Below are 18,971 nucleotides of genomic sequence, written 5' to 3' on the forward strand. Positions count from 1 at the left end.
CTCAGGCAGATGTCAGGTCTACAATTGAGCTAGCTAACGATCCCAATTACCTGTCGCAAGTTAGAGGGAATCAAGCTGTCGTTTCAGCTCCTCCAGTTCCTCATCTACCGCTGCATCCCGAGGGGGGTTGTTCGTAGAACTGGGAGAAGCGGGAAGAAACCGAGGCTGGGATGGTTGCAATAACGCCTCTTTCATTGCCGCCAACTCATCATCAACATCGCTGCCTGACTCCAGTCTGTCAAGCAGGTCTTCCAGATCGGCTCCAGCAAGTTCTGCTGCTGCTTGCGATCGCGCCTCCATTTGTAGCACTTCCTCTTCTCTGCGCGTAAAGGAACCCATTGGCATTCCGGCACTCATCTGACTTGCTGTGCTTGGTAGTTGCCCATTGACCTTAGCGATCGCAATCCGTGCCTTCAGGCTGGTTCTCATCATTTTTGCTTCAGCGATTTTGCCATCTAAAAGGATTAGATTTCGCTTGAGATTTTTTATTGAAGCTGGTTCTTGATTGGCTTCCGCCTGCGCCTGTCCGTACTGCTGCTGAAGTCGCTTTTGGCTAGCGACTACCTGGATGACGGCTTGACGCGCCTTCTGCGAGTCTGCTTCCATCTGCTCGATGGCGTTATCTAAAAGCTTCTCTGGATCGATGCCTTGCTGAAGTAAGCGATTTAAGCCCACTAGCCCCAGCCCGACGACGGCTCCACCTGCTGCCATTGAAGCCATCCCAACTCCAATCGCACTGCCACCAACCGCTACACCAACTCCTCCGATCGTCGCTGAAGTGGCTGCACCTGCTACTGCTCCGATCGCCGCAGCACCTGTAGAGGAAGCATCGTTTTCCAGAAGCGATCGCAAGGCTTCGTAAAGAGCGGCACCTGACAACGCACCAAGGGCAGCAAGTGGAACCGCACCCAGGCTATAACCTGTCCCGCCTGCTAAGATTCCAGCCTTGCCAATCGAAGCACCTGCAACTGCTCCACCAGCAACTAAAGCCCTTCCTTCATTCAGATAGTTTTGCCCGTAAGCACCTTTACTAGAGTTCAGCTCGGCTCGAACTACACGGCTAATGCGATCGAATAATCCCACAGCGCTCTACTCCTGATCACGTTTTTGCTAGCAGCATCCAACGCTCCAAGCTTAAGCGCAACCACTTTGAATGGTTAGTGGAGATGGCGCAAATTTATCTAATCTCCAAGAAGCTCTTTTTAATTTGAAGCCCTGTACAGCGCGAAGAAGCGATCGCCTCTTGCTCCTTACTGTTAATTAAAGGTTGTCGCCTTCACTCTTCAAAATATTCAGGTTGGAGGATTGATAAGACGATAAGACCTAGGAGGGGCTAGTGTTGCTTCTAGGGGAAGTAGTTAAAAGCTTGGCTGCTCCACAAAAATCGTTACCTACTTTAACTAGCTCGTAGAAGGTGATTCTTAGCTGAGATTTGGCTTGAAACTCTTTGCTTCTAGCTGATTCATCAATCAAGGAAATTCCTTTGCCCGTCAACCCCAAAAGTGCAAGGTCTGAAGGTCGTACTATGCCATTAGCATGTTGAAAAATATTTCGAACAACAATGTGTTTCTTGATATCTTTTTTGAAATCAGGAGCAACTTTTGTGCCAAGCATCTTTTCAACTGTTTCAAGTTGCTTTTCGGACTGAAAAAAGCGAAACCCTTCTACAGCACGTTCTTGAAGATTATCTATCAAGTTTGCGCTCGTGTCTGTAGAAAAATCTAAGTCTACCTCAAACTTGATTGATCTTGTGGATGGGCAAGGTTTTGTTCCTAGAAAGTGAGACTTAAATAAGTGCTCAAAAATTTGGCTAAGAAAGTCGTACCACCGCTGAACTAAACGCGCATGTACTAACTCTTGAACAGCACCTGGATTGCTTAAGTAAGTGCTCAAAATGTCTTTATTGCTGGCATGGCTAACAATGGCAGCGCCTACTTCAGTGGTTCCTTGAACGGGCACAACGAATTGATACCCTGCTTCTGGATACTGCTCTATTTGCTTCAAGATCCCTTCTTGTCCATAAGATCCCATAGCTATCAGACTATGAGCTAATAATATTGAACTTTTTACATCATCCCGAAAGGATTGATATATGTCTTCCATTTCCATTTCCATTTCCTTGAAATTCAAAACTCGAGATTTTGTTACCCTCAAAGACTTTCCATGTTCAGGGCCACGATTATAGCTGTCTTTGGACAGAGAGTATCAAGAGCGATCGCTCCTCAGATGAGTGCTAGCTCACGACTGCTTTCTAATGTGGAAAGAAGGCAGCAGGGGAAACATGAAAGAATTCTGCCAGTTCTTGAATGTGGCGGACCGTCAAATTCCGCTGGCCGCTAAGGACGGCAGACACAATAGATTCTGTCTTGAAGATAGGGACTAAGTCCTTCTGGCGAAGGTCTTGCTCTTCTATCAATACCTTGAGCAGTTCGACTCCATAGATATCAGGAATTGGTTCTTGGGTTTGCTCGTATTCATAAACCAGCGTGCCCAAGACATTGAGATAGTCTTGTTCGTCAGGTGTTAGCTCTCCACAATCGATGAGTGAGTCAATCACCAATTGGGCAGCTAACATTTCCTCTTCAGACTTAATCGGTCGAGGAGGAAATGATTGTAATAGTTCCATGTAGGAAGCAGGGTTACGTGAACCACGGGTCATCTTTCCAATGCCCCTTGTCATAATCGGCATGAGTTAGGACGTGCCGGATAAAAATTTTCTTAGTTTCGTAATCAATGTAAGTAATCAGTCGATAGTTGTTTCCACCAATGTTGAAGACGGTCAAACTGCCAACTTGATCAGCGGAAGCAAAGGTTTGACGCAGCTCAACAAAGTTACCCCATTGTGTTTTAGAGGCAATTTTGTACCAAGCTCGTAAGCTTGGCTCAGCATTGGGATGCTCTTTGTAGAACTGCTTGAACCTCGAAAGAGTGATGATATGCATGCCAAGGAGGAGGGTATTTCTTTAGACGTTGGCTTAGGGAAATATTCATTGGATTTGCCGGTACCACACTGCACATCTCAAAGATATCTTAGCAGATTGCGAAGTTTTAGACAGCCTACATAGAAGCGCTTTCATCTTTTCCTAAAAATGGGAAAACGCTCAAGGCATTAATTGCTGAGAGCTCGCCTGCTCAATTTTTGAATTGGCCCCTTTTGCCCCGAACTCCGCCTGTACAGGGTTAAAGCCCAATTCAAACCAATTCAAAAGTCCGATCGCCCGCTCTACCAAAAATCCCAGCAGCTCGCTCACAAAAACCACCCCAATCAGCAGCAACGACGGTACTTCAAGGGATCTTCTTACTGGACTTTAGACTAATCGGTGAAGAAAAGCGGCCAGACCAAATGATCTGACCGCTTAATAGTCAAGGACATATCAAATCCTGACTATGAGTAAGTTTGACAAGCTTCAGGCATTTCGGCACAAAGCCTACGCGTTAATAGGCAATGGTCGCGATGCACTCTTTGACCTCATGGATGCTGTTCTCGTTAGTCGTAGCGTTTACTCGTTTGCTGAGCTCTCCTTATCCCCCGTCTTTCGCAGACAGTGGCCGAGTTTGTATGAGTCGCTGCAAGATAGTGAACCACCTCGGCTGAAACTGATGGAACTCTACCTGGAGAAGCTTAATCAGAGTAACCAACTGGTTTTAGCAGGAGACCATACGGCTTGGTCACGCTTACAAGCTCGGACCTTACGAGAGCGAACCTATGAACATCAAGCCAACCCCATGAGTGGAGCCAAGCCGATCACCCTAGGACAGGGCTATAGCACGATTGCCTGGATTCCAGAAGCGCAAGGGAGTTGGGCCTTACCGTTACTGCATGAACGCATCACCAGTGCTGAGACTGCGATTGAAAAGGCTGCGGCTCAATTGCGTCAGGTCTGTCAGCAAGTAACGACTCGGCCCTTATCACTATGGGATGCGGAGTATGGATGCGTCCCGTTCCTCCAGAAGACGGCGGACATTGCTTGTGACAAGTTGATCCGCTGGCGCTCCAATCGTGTCCTTTATGGCCCTCCTCCCACCTACTCTGGCAAAGGACGACCCCGCAAGCATGGTGAACCATTCAAGCTCAACGATCCAACTACCTGGTGGCAAGCTGATGAGGAAATGGAAGTTGAGGACGGAAACTGGGGAGCATTGCGCTTACAAATGTGGTGCTCACTTCATCTCAGACAAGCAGCAACTCAGGTGCTGTCTCTCATTCGAGTCGAACGGCTCGCTGGGGCTTCTACAACTTCCCTTAAACCGTTGTGGCTCCTCTGGGTTGGGCTGGAACACCCCTCCATTGGAAGTCTTTGGAAACAATATTTGCGCCGATTTGCCATTGACCACTGGTATCGCTTTGCAAAACAGCGTTTACATTGGACCTTGCCTCAGCTAGCAACCCCCGAAGCTTCTCAGCGCTGGAGCGACCTCATGCCCTTGTTAACCTGGCAACTTTGGCTAGCTCGAAGCGAAGTGCAAGACTCTCCACTGCCTTGGCAAAAGTCTTCGTCCACTCTCTCTCCCGGTCGAACCGCTAATGCTTTTGCAGCCGTTTTAGCAGTGATTGGTTCTCCTGCACCTGCTCCCAAACCTCGCGGAAAGTCACCCGGTTGGACACCGGGGCAACCCCGGTCTCGTCGCATTCGCTATCCAACGGTGAGAAAACACTTCCGCAAACCCAAAGCAGGGGCTGAAAAGTCTGCTTAAACTCTAACTTGTTTGATTTTTCCGACATCGCTCAACTTCTGCAAGGAGTTGAGCTACTTTCGTTTGCCGTTAGTCTAAACTTCAGTTCTTAGGGACAGAAGGGCACCTTAGAGGTAAAGCGATCGCACTGCTGAGAGGGCAAAAACTTGGTGGTGCGATCGCTCCATTGAGCATCTAACTCAAATCCAAGATTTTCGGAATATTAAAGCTCGTCAGTTTTGTGTCACCAGAGCGATCGCCTTACTCATACAAGTGATGAACTTATAGCAGGCTTAATAATTTCTCTTGAGTGCCGCCTGCATCCTACAACAACACCTCTACTCCCTGAACTGTAGACCGTCATATTGATCGTGCAGAAGCTCAAGCTCTTCAGGAGTGAAAGGATTTCCACCTGCCCTTAAGGTTCTAATCCAATGTTGACGCTGTACTTGTAGAGATTCGCTCGAAAGTCCAAGATCTACAGCCGCCTGCAAACTTTCAATGGCACCCTGAATGTCCCCACTCCGAGCCCTAGCTAATCCAAGGCTATCTCTATACTCTCCGTCTTCAGGAACAAGTGTCACAGCAGCCTCACCCGCAAAAATGACCTTCTCTGGATGATTAGAGAGACTGCCGAACCAACAAAGAGTATGCCAAAACTCAGCAGCAATTTCTAACTGAGGATCGAGCTGCTGTGCTTCCTCGTAAAGCGCGATCGCTTTTTCTATTTGACCCATCGTTGCTGAACTGAGTCCCCTACTTAGGGTGGCCGCTGAGGAAAACTCTCGCTGTTGCCCTAGGGCATCGGGTACATCAGTAACTCTGTGCAATCCTCTTGCATGGGCCCATTTTGTGTACTTATCCCAAAGAATTTCTCGAAATGAAACGTTATCAAAGATGGCCCCTCGGAAATTTGCACTCCTAAAGTCTGCATTACTAAGATCTATATCGCGTGGGCTAAGAGCATCAAAGCTGGCATAGCACAAATTGCTATCTCTAAAATTCGCATTACTTAGGTTTGCACCGTGCAGACAAATACCAACTAGAGTACTACCAGCACAATCAGCTTCACTCAAGTCACTTCCTACGAATGTAGCGTCAGTTAAGTCTGCTCCACTCAGGTTGGCATTTCTGAAGTTTGCATCAATTGCTTCCAAAGCCGTCAGTTTTGCATTAGAAAGATCGACCCCTACACACTTAGCATTATCTAAGGAGGCATTAGATAAGTCTACTCGGCTAAGATCTGCGTGGCTGAGATTTGCATCAGCGAGGTAGGCCTCGTCGAGAGATGCGCCTCTGAGGTAAGCATTAGTGAGATTTGCAGAGCTAAGGTCCGCACCACTGAGATCTGCATTAGCTAGATATGCACCACTAAGGTTGGCGCGGCTAAGGTTAGCACCCCCAAGTATTACACTCATGAGAGTTACATTACTAAGCTGTGCATCAGCTAAAAACGGTCCTACTGTTTGACTGAAAGCAGATGGATTCAGACAGTTGCTATAGCTGATAATGTGCAATAGCCGAGGTTGATCGAAATCTTCAGTGCCAGCCTGACCACAGGGATAAAAAATAATTTTTCCCTTTAAATCTTCTCTAAGCTGAGCAAAACTATTGAGCTTTAGTAGCAAAATCAGTATGTTTAGCCCTGTAAAAATGTCTACTTGTCTTTGTCCTAAGTTGATGCCATACTTCTGCAACTTACTGGATTTATCTTGAGGCAAGGTGTACTTGGAATCATCGATAAAGTCTCCACTACACCAAAGCAGGTAAAAGTCATGTAGTCGTTCAAATAGAATGATGAAGTCAATTTGCCTCCTATCCAGCAAAGCCATCAAGTATTCCACGATCTCTTCTGTTAGGTTTCCGTAACCCAAAAGGTCATAAATCTGCCCATTCATAATCTCCTGGGTGATGTTGTAGCCCTTTCCTCGTGGACCTTTATCTGTCCAGGCTTCTAAGCTTTCCAGCAAGCGCTCTGCACATAAAAATTCACCAAAGCTTTTATGAAGAAACTCAACTGAGTTTTCTGCTCCAGGCACAGAGTTGAGGTAAAAAGTAGCTAATGCATTCTTTAAGCCACCCTCTGGCTGATCACGGGCTGCCTTAAGTAGTGCTGTAGCACCTTCATCTCCCTTTTGCTTCAGCCGCTCCTCAATCATAGATATTGGAGCTAACTCACGCCTGGTTTGAACCACACAAAGTCCTGCTTCTGCCAGAACACTACGTAGGTCTTCTATGTCTAACTTTGTAAGTTCTAAATTGAGATTATGGCCTTGGTCAGTTCGTTGTTTGGTTAGCACCCAATTTAGAGCTTCTTCGTAAATTTGAATTTTTGCTCCAGCGCTGCTTGCTCCTTCAAACATTTCTAGGTTCAAGCGATTATCGCGATGCATAGCTGCGAGTAAATAGAGCAGTAGAGGTTCCTGAGCTAACTGCTGTACTTGACTTGGACACGATGGAGCCTTTAGAAATTGCTGAAATGTCAAGGCTGTATCCGTACCTGCTAATTGCGCCCACTTAGCAAACCACCTTCCCTGGAGCTCTCGATCCATTGGGATGATCTCTACCCGTTCTAAATTAGGTGGCATTAAACGCTCAATGCCGTGCAAAGCAAAAGGTCTACCTGTGATTAAGATTCGGTGTCCTCGCTCACTGCTATTCTCTTTACAACGTGACTGGAATGATCCGACTTGATGCAAGAATGCTTTTAGCTCATCGCTGATTCCTCTCTCTAGCAATAACTCATCAAAACCATCAAGTAGGAATAGGAATCGTGTGTTTGGGTTGGTCAACCAACCATTATCACTAGTTGCAAAGTCCCAACCTACAGCAGCTTGTAACGTCTTTTCAAAATTTAGCTCAAAGGTTCTAACGTCTCGCAATCGAATTAGGATCGGAATCCAGATTGGATACAGTTTTCTCCGAACCAGGTCTGCAAACATACGACAAAACACGCTTTTACCGCGTCCTGGCCCACCTTCGATAAATAGCACTTGTCCTTGCTTTTTTGGGTCTTGAAGCAGAGATTCAGCCCAGCTCTCAATATTCAACGACTCAGTATGGTTGTCTGTTCGGCCATCTGGCTTTATAGGCCTCACTTTTAGAGGTACATAGACATCTTTAAAGGTGAAACTTTCATCAAAAACCTGTTGTAATGGTTTTTGAGATATCACAGCTTCTAAGTACCTATCAATGCTGTCGTAGGTTTTTAACTCCTGCGTCCATTCAGAGCCATATAAAGCTGCAAGTTGCTTCACTGAATCTCTAAGGCCAGCAAAAGCTCGCTTCATATAGCGATGAGTGCTACAGGATATTCGCTCTGTAGCAATGTGAGCTTCAGCCCCATCAAGGCCTGCTTCTTGTAGGCGATCGCTCAGGATGGGATTAAAAACTTCAGCTAGCTTGGATTCATGAAAGCAAATTAACGTTTTTTCTGCTTCCCTAGTATCAAATTCAAATTCCTGACCATTGATCTCTAACTTTTCACCTAACTTGTTAAGTTCCTTGGTAAATGCTTTAGATGCAGGGGCTTCTAACAGCTGCTCCCGTCTAGTTTGATTGTCTGGTGAATTGAGAAACACTTGAAAGCTTTCTAAGTAAGCTGCTTGACTCACTAGCATTACGCATTCTTCTAAAGAAGGCTCTTGTTGCGCGTGCTCCAAATAAAGCTTTAAAGTTCCAGTTGCAAGTGAAACAAACGGTAGTGTAGCGCCTGCCACCTGTACTAAAGGCAAGTTTAATACATCTAAAAGTGAAGATATGTTTCCAACCAAAGGAACCAGCTCTGGAAGAGCCTTGTGTTCATCTAACGCTTTTGCCAGATCTAAAACTGCTTTGCCAGTTTCAGCGCCACTAGCTACAGTTTCGGTTGAGAACAATTGAATATCTGTATTAAGGAATTTCCAGATACCCTTCCAGAGCTGTCTTGCCATCCCCTATTAATCCTTGAAAAGTTAATGGTGATAGGGTAACTGCTTTCTCAGTTTGTTGCCAAACAGCGATCGCAACAATCAACTCAAATTTGCATTAAACTGCATCATAATTTCTGCAATACACGTGCCGTCTCCCTCGTCTGCGTTCATGTCGTAGTCTAGATTGTCATTCTTGAAATCCAGCAGCCGGGTAAGCGAGCCATAAGGGGTGGCGCGTCAGAGACGCTGTTATAAGTTCCAGGAGAACCCTGAAACAATGTGAGAAAAATGATTCTCGCGTTGCGTTTATAAGCTGGGTCAACGCCGCGATCGCCCGCTCCACCCACGATTCCAGCAACTTCCTTACTCACGAAAAAACACCCTAACCAGCAAGCAACAACGTACTTCAAGAAATTTTCGTGGGAACAGGAGGGCATTTTAGAGATAAGGCGATCGCACGGCTAAGGAGGCAAAGACTTGGTGGCGCGACCGCCCCTCGGCCTCTCTTCCCTTCACCGGAGCGATCGCCCTACCCAACCAAGCACTCAGCCCAAAATCAGAAGTTTTCTGGATCTCAAATCTTGGCCTGAGATTTGTGTCAGTAGCGCGATCGCTGCCAGTTTTCCAGAATTCAGACATCTTCTTGGCCTAGGTTGGACTGAAGTAACATCTCTGAATGGGGTAGCAGATTTAAGGCTGTTCAGCATTGATAAAAAAATCTTCTATCCCAGATATGTCCAATCTTAAAAACTCATCTTGCAAATTAATAACTCGATGAATTAGCTCTGGATCGCTAGCTTCATCAGCTTCGCGTAGAATTTCGTTCAACGCAGTAATCAGAGCTTTTGTATTCCAAATCTTATGAGAATTATTTGCTTCCTGTAGTTTTTTAAGTAATATCTCCAGGTATTCTAGTGCAGACAACGGGTTTCGGTAGGCTTTATAGCTTAACCATTCAAGAAAACCATGAATATTGCGTCTCTCTATAAGGACTGGTAACGCATTCAGGAATGCAAGCGCTAACTCGTGCTGAATAACTTCCCTACTACTCTCCTTGCCAAAGCATTCTTCAATCTCCTGTAGAACCAAGTCCGATATATTATCTTGTTGTAAAATATTAATTAGTCCGGAGTGACAGGATGTTGTATGCCCCCGCTCATCCAAATTAGCTTTGAAAACCTGGGCAACTCCCTTCCAAGCTTCAGTATTAGTTGTTCTCAAAATACTAAAGAGCTGTTCTTGGCTAATGTATCCTGCCAAGCTAACTAATGCTGAAAGACGACCCCATGTATTGCCAGCCTCTTCAATACCTTCATGTAAAAGACGCTCCAAATATGGTTCAACTAGATTGAAATGTTCTCGATATTGGTAGTAGAGACAAAGTTCTGCCTCCTCCCACAGACGAGGTTGTGGCTCTTGGAAGACATCGGCTAACAATCTCCATCCAAGACTGGGATATTTATACATAAGAAAAGGAAGTCGTTCGAGAACAGGAACACGCGCATGGATTGCTGGATCGCGAGCAAAATGGTGTAGAAGAGATGGTAGTAACTCAGGTAGTTCCTGTTCTTGCTCTAAAAGCTTGTTACAAAGAATCATTGCACTCTCAGCTGCAATACCACAAGGTGAGTTGATAGCCGTGGAGTGAAGATTTCGACTATTATTACTGGTCTGCCTATCGCTAGGAAGCTTAGCGCGAAGCCAAAAGAGCAATAATGTTAGGCGCTCAGCTGAGATCGAATCTTCTAGAACGACACAGCAGGCTTCTAGGGCTGAACTAACTACTTTAAGATCTTCCCAAATAATGGAATACCGCTCTAGTAAGCAAAGCAAAGCAGATGCAAGCATACTTCCTTCGGGTAATGGCTCTATAGGTTCCCACGGCTTACTCGGCCTAAGCTTGCTGAATCGGTAGCGCAGATGAAATGAAATACCTTCAATAAGAGCATGTATGTACTGCTGACACAGATTTTTCTCTATAAACCAAGGAAATAAGCCTAAAAAGCGCATAGGTTCAAGTGAACAGGCTTCACTTACAACACCTCTTATTTCACTAAACCCACCCACTAAGTCTCGATCAAACGGCTCTCGACTTGGGTATTGCTCATAGTAGTGCAATAAACGCAAAAGAGCTTGATCCGAAAGCCTAAGCAAGTCTTGAGAAGAGAATGGCGGCATCACTAAGCCGCCAGAGCTTTTAATTGTTGGTGAAGGATGGCTATAGCCCAAATGATTTTCCCAAGTGTCGATAAAAGCTTGGGTTGTCGATGTTCGAAATATTGACGGAATCCAGGAGAAAAGATTATATGCCTTGCGAGAAGCCCAAGCTACCACGTCAACTCTCTCCGTTGGAAATTGAGAAGAATATATGGCAATAGTTTCAGTGCATGATTCTGAAATTATCTCTTGGTTAATTGTCTGTACCGGCTCAGAGATGGAGGGGTAAGCCATCTGCATTAACTCCCCTAATTCGTAACTAAGATCGCTCTCGTTAAGGAGCGCTTTATCTTGCAGTTGAGCCTCTATCCCAGATATATTTTCTTCAGAATTTTCCTTATAAGCTTGAATCAAGAGGTAACGAATGCTGGTTTCTTGACTGTCGCGTAAGTTTGGCTCGTTTGCCTTCCACCAAGCATCATTCTGCTGAGCTCTCTGCTTTAATGCCTTCTCTAAAGCACTGAACAGAACCTTGAGATTGTCTCCAAAGTGGATATCTTGCCTGCTGTGCTTATATATCCATGATGTATCACACAAAAATTTATTTTGCAGACTATCCTCATTGCATTTCATAGAGCGGTTAGTACTCCAATCCTCTAAGCTAACTAGAGCCAACGTTAGAAGCTCATCGGATACGACCAAGCGCTCTGCCAAGAAATTTTCCTTACAAAAGATGTGAGGCGTGCAACGCAATTTATTACGCAGGTCTAAGTGTTCTTCATATTCAGAGGAAATATCTTTAGTAATATATCTCCATAGCAAATCATCTCCAGAGTTCGTAGCTTCCACCCATTGACTCAGGGACTGGCCGAGCAAAGAGCCGCGATCGCTGTTGGAGTGTTGAATTAAGCTTTCTAGTAGTGCTCGGACACCCTGGACACTCCAAGCATCAAATCTGTCTAAGCCGTGACAAATGATTTCAACAATGTATTGGTTGTCTACCCATTGAGATAGGATTGCTTCCTGCCATAGCTTAATTACCTCAGTTGGGTATCGATTTGCCCAAACACCTAGCTGCCAGCAAAACTGCCGCAACCAGCCTTCTCGTTCCTGCAAGGCTTTGACTTCTGGCAACCAGTATTGTTGAAGAATTTGGAACCAAGCATTTCCACAAACACTTGAAAGCAGCCGGCGGAACAGATCGGGATAGTTTCGAAAGATTCGGCGTAATAGTCGCCAATCTTCTGCCCCTGGTTCAATTTCAGTAAGAGACTGACAAACTAAACGTTTAATGTGATATGCAATTTCTTTGTGTGATAGCACTTCCCATACTTGCTGCCTAAAAATACCTGCTTCATAAGTACGTAGGAAGAAGAAGAATGCTCGAACTATTGGTCGAATAAAGGGAAGTTGAGTATATCCAAGAATGAATTGTGCTAGAGTTTTCCTCTGCACTGAGGTTGCTCGAACAATGAGACAATCTGTTAAAGTTTGATGACTAAAAGACAGAGCACCAGGAATAGGATTCCACAGAACTTCTTGACTGATTAGCTGCCTAATTACATCCTCACCACACCGAAAAACTTCCTTCCGACAGGATTGGCTTCTATGCTCCACAAGGTGTCCTGCCATATCCTGCAATGCAGTCATAACACCATCACCTAGATTAGAATTTTGGACTACTACCTCCTCAAGAAAGCTGTCATAGAGTTCATAAATTGACGAGGGATATAATGCTCTGCCAAGCTTTGCTAATTTTTCATACATTCTTAAGTTTTGAGGTAATTCCAATAACTGTTGAAGCTCAGGGCTAACACTAACAGGATCAATCCCCCAATCAATCAGAAATGCTTTTACCACATTGTTGAAATCAAGCGGCCGCAAATGAATTGTGTGTTGCCATGAACGTCCTCTAAGCAAAGGATCATATTGCAAATCGAAGCTGCGGCAACCAGCAACTACTGTTAGTCCATCAACTTTTTCTAAGCGATCAATTAGCCCCAAAAAAACCTTAAGAGCACTATGCTGTCGATTTAGAGACAAAACATCAAGCGAATCAATGATGACAACAACTCGGCGAAAGCTTGCTAAGCGAGCACACTGGCCTACAATATCAGCTGGCAAACCTCTTGCATTAAGCTCCTGCTCATTATCCACCTCAGTAAACTGATCACCCTTGATAAACAACAAGCTCCAGGAACAAGACGGTTGTTCAATGTAATCTGCTAGATCTAGCAACAGACAGGTTTTACCGCTACCAGGGCGATCAGCTAGTAAGATTGCTCGACTTCCTCGTTCAATTAATTCAATAACTTGAGATAACTCAGCCCGAGCAATGGATTTGTTGTCAATTGTACGCGGCCAATATCGACCAATTGTTGAAGCTAACTCAAAAGTTTTACGAATTTCTGCTTCACCTAGCTTGGGCGTTGGGCTCAAGCCGTGTCTACCCAACTCAGCTAATATATCTTGACGGGTGATTAAGTGCCTCGAATCCCTGAGATTAGTTTCGTGGCTTACTAGATAACGTTCTAATAAACGCATGGCAAGCTCAGATCGTGGCACAAGTCGATCCAGAGCCGTCTGGTTTTGCTGATCCCAGTCTTCAAAATCATTAGTTGGACCAAAGCCTATTCTTTGAACTAAATTAAAAGCTACTTCCTCCGAACGCTCAAAGATTTTCGATAAGCGCTTTAAGGCTTCGAATTGCTTTTTTGGTGCACTTTGCAGAAAAGATGAGTAGTTAGGGAAGTTTTTACAGACTTCTACTAAAGATTTAAATTCTCCAAATGGAGACCGAGAATAAAACTTAACTTCTGAATTCTGGCTGGACTCCAATTGTGTACAAGCTTTTTGCAACTCTTTATATAGAGCTTGGTCTGAAAGGGACCAGCTTTCGTGATCAGTCTGATTCTTTTTTGCTTGAATAAAGCATACTCGCTCTTCTTCGAATAAAATAACTATGTCATCAACAGTAACCGGAAAATCCATCCCCGGTATTCCTGTTGAGTTGACTTGAATGCTCTGAATAGAATTATCTTCTAAAAGGCGAATGAGCCAATGCAGAGCAATTCTTAGTTGATATTCGTCACCCTGGCTAGAACGTTTTCCTGCAAGACTCATACATCTAGTAGTTTGACTTCATTAAAACTTCGGAAAATTAATCTTAGCTATTAATTAGTTAAAGAGCCATAAACATTTATTCTTCAGAAAAATATGAAATAACTTCATATGCTGTCAAGCAGTACTTTTTAGGGCAATAGTTTTTTGACCAAGCTAATCTGCAACTCATTATGAAATTGTACCCGTTCTACTTGAGGATGTATTGCGCTCGCTGCCTGCTGCTTTAAGCTGATATTAGGCATCCTAGATTAAATAAATCTAACCCTTGAGTAGGCGGCTCAAGCTTTTTGGCAAAACCGTGTTGGTTGAGCCCTTAGAACTGCCATCAGCTCAACTATCCGAACTGAGGAAACTTCCTGGGTGCACGGCCATCTATTTCGTGATCGATTCCAATCACCGAATTTTGTTTGTAGGCCAGGCAGTCAATCTTCTAACCCGGTGGAAGAATCATCACCGCATTTACCAGCTAGGTGAGATTAACAAAGATTATCCCGTAAGAATTGCTTGGCAAACATGGAATCAAGACAGCCTAGAAGAAGCAGAAATTTCTGAATGGCAAGGCTTGACCTAGGTTTTGCTTATTCCGTGCCATCAAACAATACATCAGTGAGCTTACTGGGAGGCGACCAAATTCCAGAGCGCAGCTTGTAATATGTTTTACACAGGCTAACTATTTTTTCCTCATCGCCAAATCGCAGTGTTCGCCGCTCTATTTCTGAAAGCGATTCAAATGCAGTATTGGTATAGCCATACGTTGATAGATAGAGCCCACCGTTATGCCCCTCGTGCACAATTACATTTAGAAAGTCTCTCGTCGCATCTTTTCCTACACGTGAACCTGAACGCCAGTGCTTTACTTCAACGATGTATGTGCAGTGATTCCCATCAACCTCACATTGCAGAATCAAGTCTTTACCACCATCTTTTGAGCCTGGTGTGAGTTCTACAGAAAACCCGATTGCATCAAATACCTCAGACAACAATCTTTCAAGATCGCGCCATTCGAGTTCATCAAGACAACGTGGATTTTTTGCAACAAGTTCGGCGAATCGACGGCTGACAAAGCTTAGGATCTGTTGAATTTCACGAGTGTCATTTTGGTCATCAACATCGATACGATCTACCCAAGCTTTGAGTTCTTCGAAACCGAATAGTTCTAGATCCAGTGGAAGATCGCGAGTTGCCAGTTCAAGAGCATCTTTTGTGAAACGACTAGAAGTAATTAGTATCACCCGATTGATACGTTGGGTGATTGCAGCACCAATGGCAGCATTGACAACGTCGAGTCCAACAGGTTTTTTGTAGTGCTTGTACTCAACAGCAAGGGTGTAGGGTAACAGGTCATCAGTTTCTTCACGAATTGCAGATATATCGAAGCCGCTGTCTCCAACCTTGCGCTGCTTATAACTCACCTGATAGCCACCATCAGACAATAGTGGCTCTACGATGTCAAAGATTCTTTGTTCTGCTTCTTTCCACTTGACTTCCCAGGCATCTTGAAGCTGCTCTATTCGGCTAAGAAGACTCGTCTTTAATTGATCATCCATAGCCTGCAATTCCTGCCTTGGTCACTATTACCATCTAAGTACTTATAAAGTGAAAAGTTCTTGCTTACTGTTCTGAGTTAAATGAGTAGCAAAACTCTTAATATTACTTAAATCTCCCTTAAGGGGGCTTTGTCCTTAGTTTCTGAGCTACCACGTTAACTCGAAAAAATAAGACAGCTAGCTGAGGCAGGATTAAGCGGTGATCGCTCTCATTGCATCACACCTTACCGAGCACCTAACTTAAAATCGAAAATTCTTTAAATCTCAAAGTTTGCAGGTTGTGTGCCACCAAGCGATCGCCCTCCCAACACTCCGACTGTAAATCCTATTGTCCCAGAACCAAAAGATATCTGAGGGACTCAGGGAAAGAGGATATCATCAGCATTAGCTCTGCATTCCCATGCCACCCGTAGAGAACTAGGAGATACGATGGCGCGAGACCCCATCAAGCCGACTGAGCCCACTCCTCCACAGCCCGCCTCAACGGCTCAGCCTTCTACCGCCCCAGCAACACCCGCTAGCACCGCTAAACCTGCGGCCAAACCAACACTAGGCTCCAAAATCCCTCAGATTAATCAAAAGCCCTCACCCCTGAAAGAGCAGCATCGCGATACCAGGGGGCAGCCGGACTATACTCCGGTTCAAATCATCATTCTCAACGGTGCCTATAAAGGTAAATCCCTGGATCTAGGATTGGCAATTAACGAGGTGATGCACTCGGAGACGGCAGAGTGGGAAAGTCAAGATGGAGATGGCATTAGGGTTGGCATTAACTTCAAGCGTCTGAGTCCCCGTGATATCTCACTCACCTTGACTTATTGCAGTGTGGTTGAGGATGTCTCACATCTAGTGGAAAATTTAAAGCACCTCAAGGAGATTACCGAGGGTGAGAGCAGACCCCCACTTTTATTGTTTACCCAGGGCAGCATCCAGGCCACTGAATGTGTTTGTACCTCGATCCAGGATAAGTATTCAGAGCCTCACCCCAAACGCAAAGGCTTGCGGCGGGCAGATGTAGACATCAAACTGCTAGTAGGCGGTGGCAAGAGCAGCTCCTATGCGCTTGGCGGCCCCTTAACTAGCACTCCCTTGGGCGATGAACGGGCTCGTGCCACTGAAGCGGAGCGGCAAAAAAAGGGATTGCAGAATGTCGTCAAAACCCTCTTTGCTCCCTGTGTCGGTTCAGAAGGCAGCGCAGATCTGGAGAAGCTAATCGAACAAAACAAGCTGAGCGACCCCGCAGAGATTGCCAAGCTGAATGCACCTACTTTTGTACAAGCCGCGATCGCCGGGATGTTTTCCCCCTCTCTATTGCAAGACCCAAAGTTGCAGACGAAGCTAGCAGGAGACCTCGCGGTAGAAATGGCAGTGAATCAAGACGGAGTAGGCCGTACTACCTTAGCTCGCAAGTTTGCTGAGGGGCTGCTCACAGGTATCCTGCCTGGGTCCAATCAACAGCCCACTTTGCAACAGCAACTAGACCTGACGAAGCCAGACTATGACTTGCTCTTGCAGGCAATTCAAACCCAATCCCTGGATGAGCAGAGTCCCCTGTTCGATCGCACCAAGTACCCCACTGCCTCGGAACGGCTAACTCAATTCGGCGCTTGTGGACTCAACCTGAGGCGAGTAGGAGCACCTGAAGCCAATATTAAAAATGAGCCTGAAGTTCTTCTACGAGTCAACAAGTTTTGGGTGACGAAAAGCCATCGGATGAAGAGATCAGGAAGCGGTTTGGACTGCAAACGGATGCCCAGGTAAAAACTCTCAAAAACGGGGCTCCATACCAATCCAAAGAGCAGTTCATCGCTCACAATTCTCAGCTCAGTGCTGGTATAGTAGGGCATAAGCTTTGGGGTAGTTTCGTCAAGACGACACCAGAGCCGCAGCCGCCCGCTTCACCTGCCAAGCCGTAGGCGGAGAGCAAGAACACAGAGAATATCATGTAGGTCGTTCCGAAGGGGAAACCAGGGCTAATCGCTCTGGTTTTTTTTGTCTTAAATATGCCCAGCCCAACCACTCCCATCCAGGTATTGCCGTCTCTCAAGGTTGATCCAAAAGCTCAGTCAAAGGCTCAACCTGCTCAAGCCAAGTCTCCTGAGGGAGGCAAAGATAAGCACAGTCCTCCTCAAAAAGAGGATGGCGATCGCTATAAGGTTTGGTTTCGCGTCAAGATTGGCAAGCTTGAGTTTTTGAATTTGAAAGGTGACTTTCTGGGACAGCCTTATATCCGCCTTTCAACCTATCAGCACTCTCAGCTCAAAGTGGTGATTAACGACCTGGATGACAAGTTACGTCCTGAAATCGCCAAGCAGCAAGATGTGGAAGTGGAGCTGGGATTTGTGGATGGCGATCGCAAAAATGTGTTTGTCGGCAAGCTCTATAGCATTGGCCGTCGTCCACCTGATGGCACCGAAATCCTAGCAGTTGATCCTTCATTTCAGATGCAACAACAAACGGGATCGTCGGTGCAATTTGCGGCTGAGCAACCCGTGGAGAAACCTGGAGAGAAGAAAACGCCCGATGTTAAAGCGGCGAGTACTACTACAAATTCTGGGACAGCTAACCCAAATCAGTCAGCAACACAAACGACTCAGCAAACGGCTCAAGGTGACACCGTTCCTAAGTTAGATCCATCCCAGAACCAGAGCAATGTCCTTAACACCAAAGACCCTAAAGCTCTCCAGGCTCAGGTGAGTAAGGCTGCAACGGCGGGCCAGAAAACAACTACAGCGGCTGAGCAGTTCGCCTCTAAACATCTAGGCTTAAAGTTTGCCAAGAGTACGCCATCCGCTACAGGTGCTGCTGGCTCAGTGCGAGTGCAGCAAACAGAGATGCAGGCTGCGGCTCAGCAGGCAACTTTGCAGGGAGATACGGTGGTGACGAGAGGCAATACTGTCCGTCAAGTTGCTCCCGGTGCCGGAGATCCTTCCAGTGTGGTGTTGGATTACAACAGCAATCGCTCTGCCTTCATTGGCAAGCCCATTATTTTTAAGCGCACTGGCTTGCAATTGCAGAGTGGTCTGGGCTCACTCACTGTTAAAGGGTGGGATGTGAATGGTAAGCAAACTGTTGGCGCTACGGTTGTGACGCAGGGGGCAGCACCAGAGCATCCCACCGGGATCATTGCGGTGCCTGACTGGGGGCAGATTAAGCTAGATAGTCCCATCTTTCCAGGTTGTCCTTACACTTGGGCAGACGCAACCAAGAATGGTGCCCGTGTACCAACAAAAGAAATTATGGGGCGAATTGCGGCGATCGCTCAAGCCATTACGCCCCTCATCGAGAAATCGGTCGGCAAGGGCAACAAATGGAATATCACCAGTTGGTATCGAGATCCGGTTTCCAATGCAGATGCCCAAGGCAGGCCGAACAGCCGTCATCTCTACGGAGATGCCGTTGATTTCTGGTATGACATCAACGGCTCTGAAAGAGCTTTATTTCGCCAAATAGAACCCACTTGGCAGGGCGGAGTTGCGATGAAGCATGGCGATCGCGGCTTCATGCATCTCGATTTAGGCCCTCCCGGAAGACGTTGGAACTATTGATGATCCAACAG

General features: G+C 45.8%; 15 protein-coding genes. 4 read left to right on the plus strand and 11 right to left on the minus strand.

What is annotated here, in order from left to right; translation table 11 throughout:
• Window positions 1-60: 60 nt before the first annotated feature.
• The 5 genes from H6F72_RS31200 to H6F72_RS21495 all read right to left on the minus strand — a co-directional run bounded on the left by H6F72_RS31200 (window position 61) and on the right by H6F72_RS21495 (window position 3,275).
• Window positions 61-1,083: a PspA/IM30 family protein gene (locus H6F72_RS31200; RefSeq protein ID WP_348252448.1), complete on the minus strand. Its 1,023-nt coding sequence runs from the start codon at window positions 1,081-1,083 to the stop codon at window positions 61-63.
• A 240-nt stretch (window positions 1,084-1,323) separates the two neighbouring features.
• Complete coding sequence (locus H6F72_RS21480) at window positions 1,324-2,109, minus strand: hypothetical protein (RefSeq protein WP_190440580.1); 786 nt, start codon at window positions 2,107-2,109, stop codon at window positions 1,324-1,326.
• A 142-nt stretch (window positions 2,110-2,251) separates the two neighbouring features.
• Window positions 2,252-2,659, minus strand: a complete 408-nt coding sequence (locus H6F72_RS21485; protein WP_190440583.1) for a type II toxin-antitoxin system HigA family antitoxin — start codon at window positions 2,657-2,659, stop codon at window positions 2,252-2,254.
• Window positions 2,640-2,942, minus strand: a complete 303-nt coding sequence (locus H6F72_RS21490; protein WP_190440585.1) for a type II toxin-antitoxin system HigB family toxin — start codon at window positions 2,940-2,942, stop codon at window positions 2,640-2,642. The genes H6F72_RS21485 and H6F72_RS21490 overlap by 20 nt, the downstream gene beginning before the upstream one ends.
• A gap of 159 nt (window positions 2,943-3,101) precedes the next feature.
• The gene (locus tag H6F72_RS21495; RefSeq protein WP_190440588.1) at window positions 3,102-3,275 is read right to left on the minus strand and encodes a hypothetical protein; all 174 of its coding nucleotides are present in this window, start codon (window positions 3,273-3,275) and stop codon (window positions 3,102-3,104) included.
• Window positions 3,276-3,387: 112 nt separating this feature from the next.
• Between H6F72_RS21495 and H6F72_RS21500 the strand changes: the two genes are divergently transcribed.
• Window positions 3,388-4,695 (plus strand): NF041680 family putative transposase, encoded by a 1,308-nt coding sequence (locus H6F72_RS21500; RefSeq protein ID WP_190440591.1) that lies wholly within the window; start codon window positions 3,388-3,390, stop codon window positions 4,693-4,695.
• 317 nt (window positions 4,696-5,012) lie between these two features.
• Here H6F72_RS21500 and H6F72_RS21505 read toward each other — a convergent pair whose 3' ends face one another.
• From H6F72_RS21505 to H6F72_RS21520, 4 genes are all read right to left on the minus strand, one after another.
• On the minus strand, window positions 5,013-8,606 hold the full coding sequence (locus H6F72_RS21505; RefSeq protein WP_190440595.1) for a pentapeptide repeat-containing protein: 3,594 nt from the start codon (window positions 8,604-8,606) through the stop codon (window positions 5,013-5,015).
• A gap of 158 nt (window positions 8,607-8,764) precedes the next feature.
• Window positions 8,765-8,956: a hypothetical protein gene (locus H6F72_RS21510; protein ID WP_190440598.1), complete on the minus strand. Its 192-nt coding sequence runs from the start codon at window positions 8,954-8,956 to the stop codon at window positions 8,765-8,767.
• Between the two features lie 67 nt (window positions 8,957-9,023).
• Window positions 9,024-9,224, minus strand: coding sequence for a hypothetical protein (locus H6F72_RS21515; RefSeq protein ID WP_190440602.1), 201 nt, complete (start codon window positions 9,222-9,224; stop codon window positions 9,024-9,026).
• A gap of 51 nt (window positions 9,225-9,275) precedes the next feature.
• Window positions 9,276-13,865 (minus strand): ATP-binding protein, encoded by a 4,590-nt coding sequence (locus H6F72_RS21520; protein ID WP_190440605.1) that lies wholly within the window; start codon window positions 13,863-13,865, stop codon window positions 9,276-9,278.
• Window positions 13,866-14,163: 298 nt separating this feature from the next.
• Between H6F72_RS21520 and H6F72_RS21525 the strand changes: the two genes are divergently transcribed.
• Window positions 14,164-14,436 carry a GIY-YIG nuclease family protein gene (locus tag H6F72_RS21525; protein WP_199299228.1) on the plus strand — a complete coding sequence of 91 codons (273 nt, stop codon included), beginning with the start codon at window positions 14,164-14,166 and terminating at the stop codon, window positions 14,434-14,436.
• Between the two features lie 7 nt (window positions 14,437-14,443).
• On the opposite strand, the gene H6F72_RS21530 is transcribed toward H6F72_RS21525, so the two are convergent.
• Entirely contained in the window at window positions 14,444-15,412 is a 969-nt protein-coding gene (locus H6F72_RS21530) for a restriction endonuclease (RefSeq protein ID WP_190440608.1), read from the minus strand.
• Window positions 15,413-15,841: 429 nt separating this feature from the next.
• Here H6F72_RS21530 and H6F72_RS21535 point away from each other — a divergent pair, with 429 nt between their 5' ends.
• Entirely contained in the window at window positions 15,842-17,173 is a 1,332-nt protein-coding gene (locus H6F72_RS21535; protein ID WP_190440611.1) for a hypothetical protein, read from the plus strand.
• A gap of 58 nt (window positions 17,174-17,231) precedes the next feature.
• Here the strand turns inward: H6F72_RS21535 and H6F72_RS30840 are convergent, their stop codons facing one another.
• Window positions 17,232-17,357, minus strand: coding sequence for a hypothetical protein (locus H6F72_RS30840; protein ID WP_255527361.1), 126 nt, complete (start codon window positions 17,355-17,357; stop codon window positions 17,232-17,234).
• A 58-nt stretch (window positions 17,358-17,415) separates the two neighbouring features.
• Here H6F72_RS30840 and H6F72_RS21540 point away from each other — a divergent pair, with 58 nt between their 5' ends.
• Window positions 17,416-18,960 carry a D-Ala-D-Ala carboxypeptidase family metallohydrolase gene (locus H6F72_RS21540; protein ID WP_190440612.1) on the plus strand — a complete coding sequence of 515 codons (1,545 nt, stop codon included), beginning with the start codon at window positions 17,416-17,418 and terminating at the stop codon, window positions 18,958-18,960.
• Window positions 18,961-18,971: the final 11 nt, after the last annotated feature.

The organism is Trichocoleus sp. FACHB-46 (assembly GCF_014695385.1).
Lineage (GTDB): Bacteria > Cyanobacteriota > Cyanobacteriia > FACHB-46 > FACHB-46 > Trichocoleus.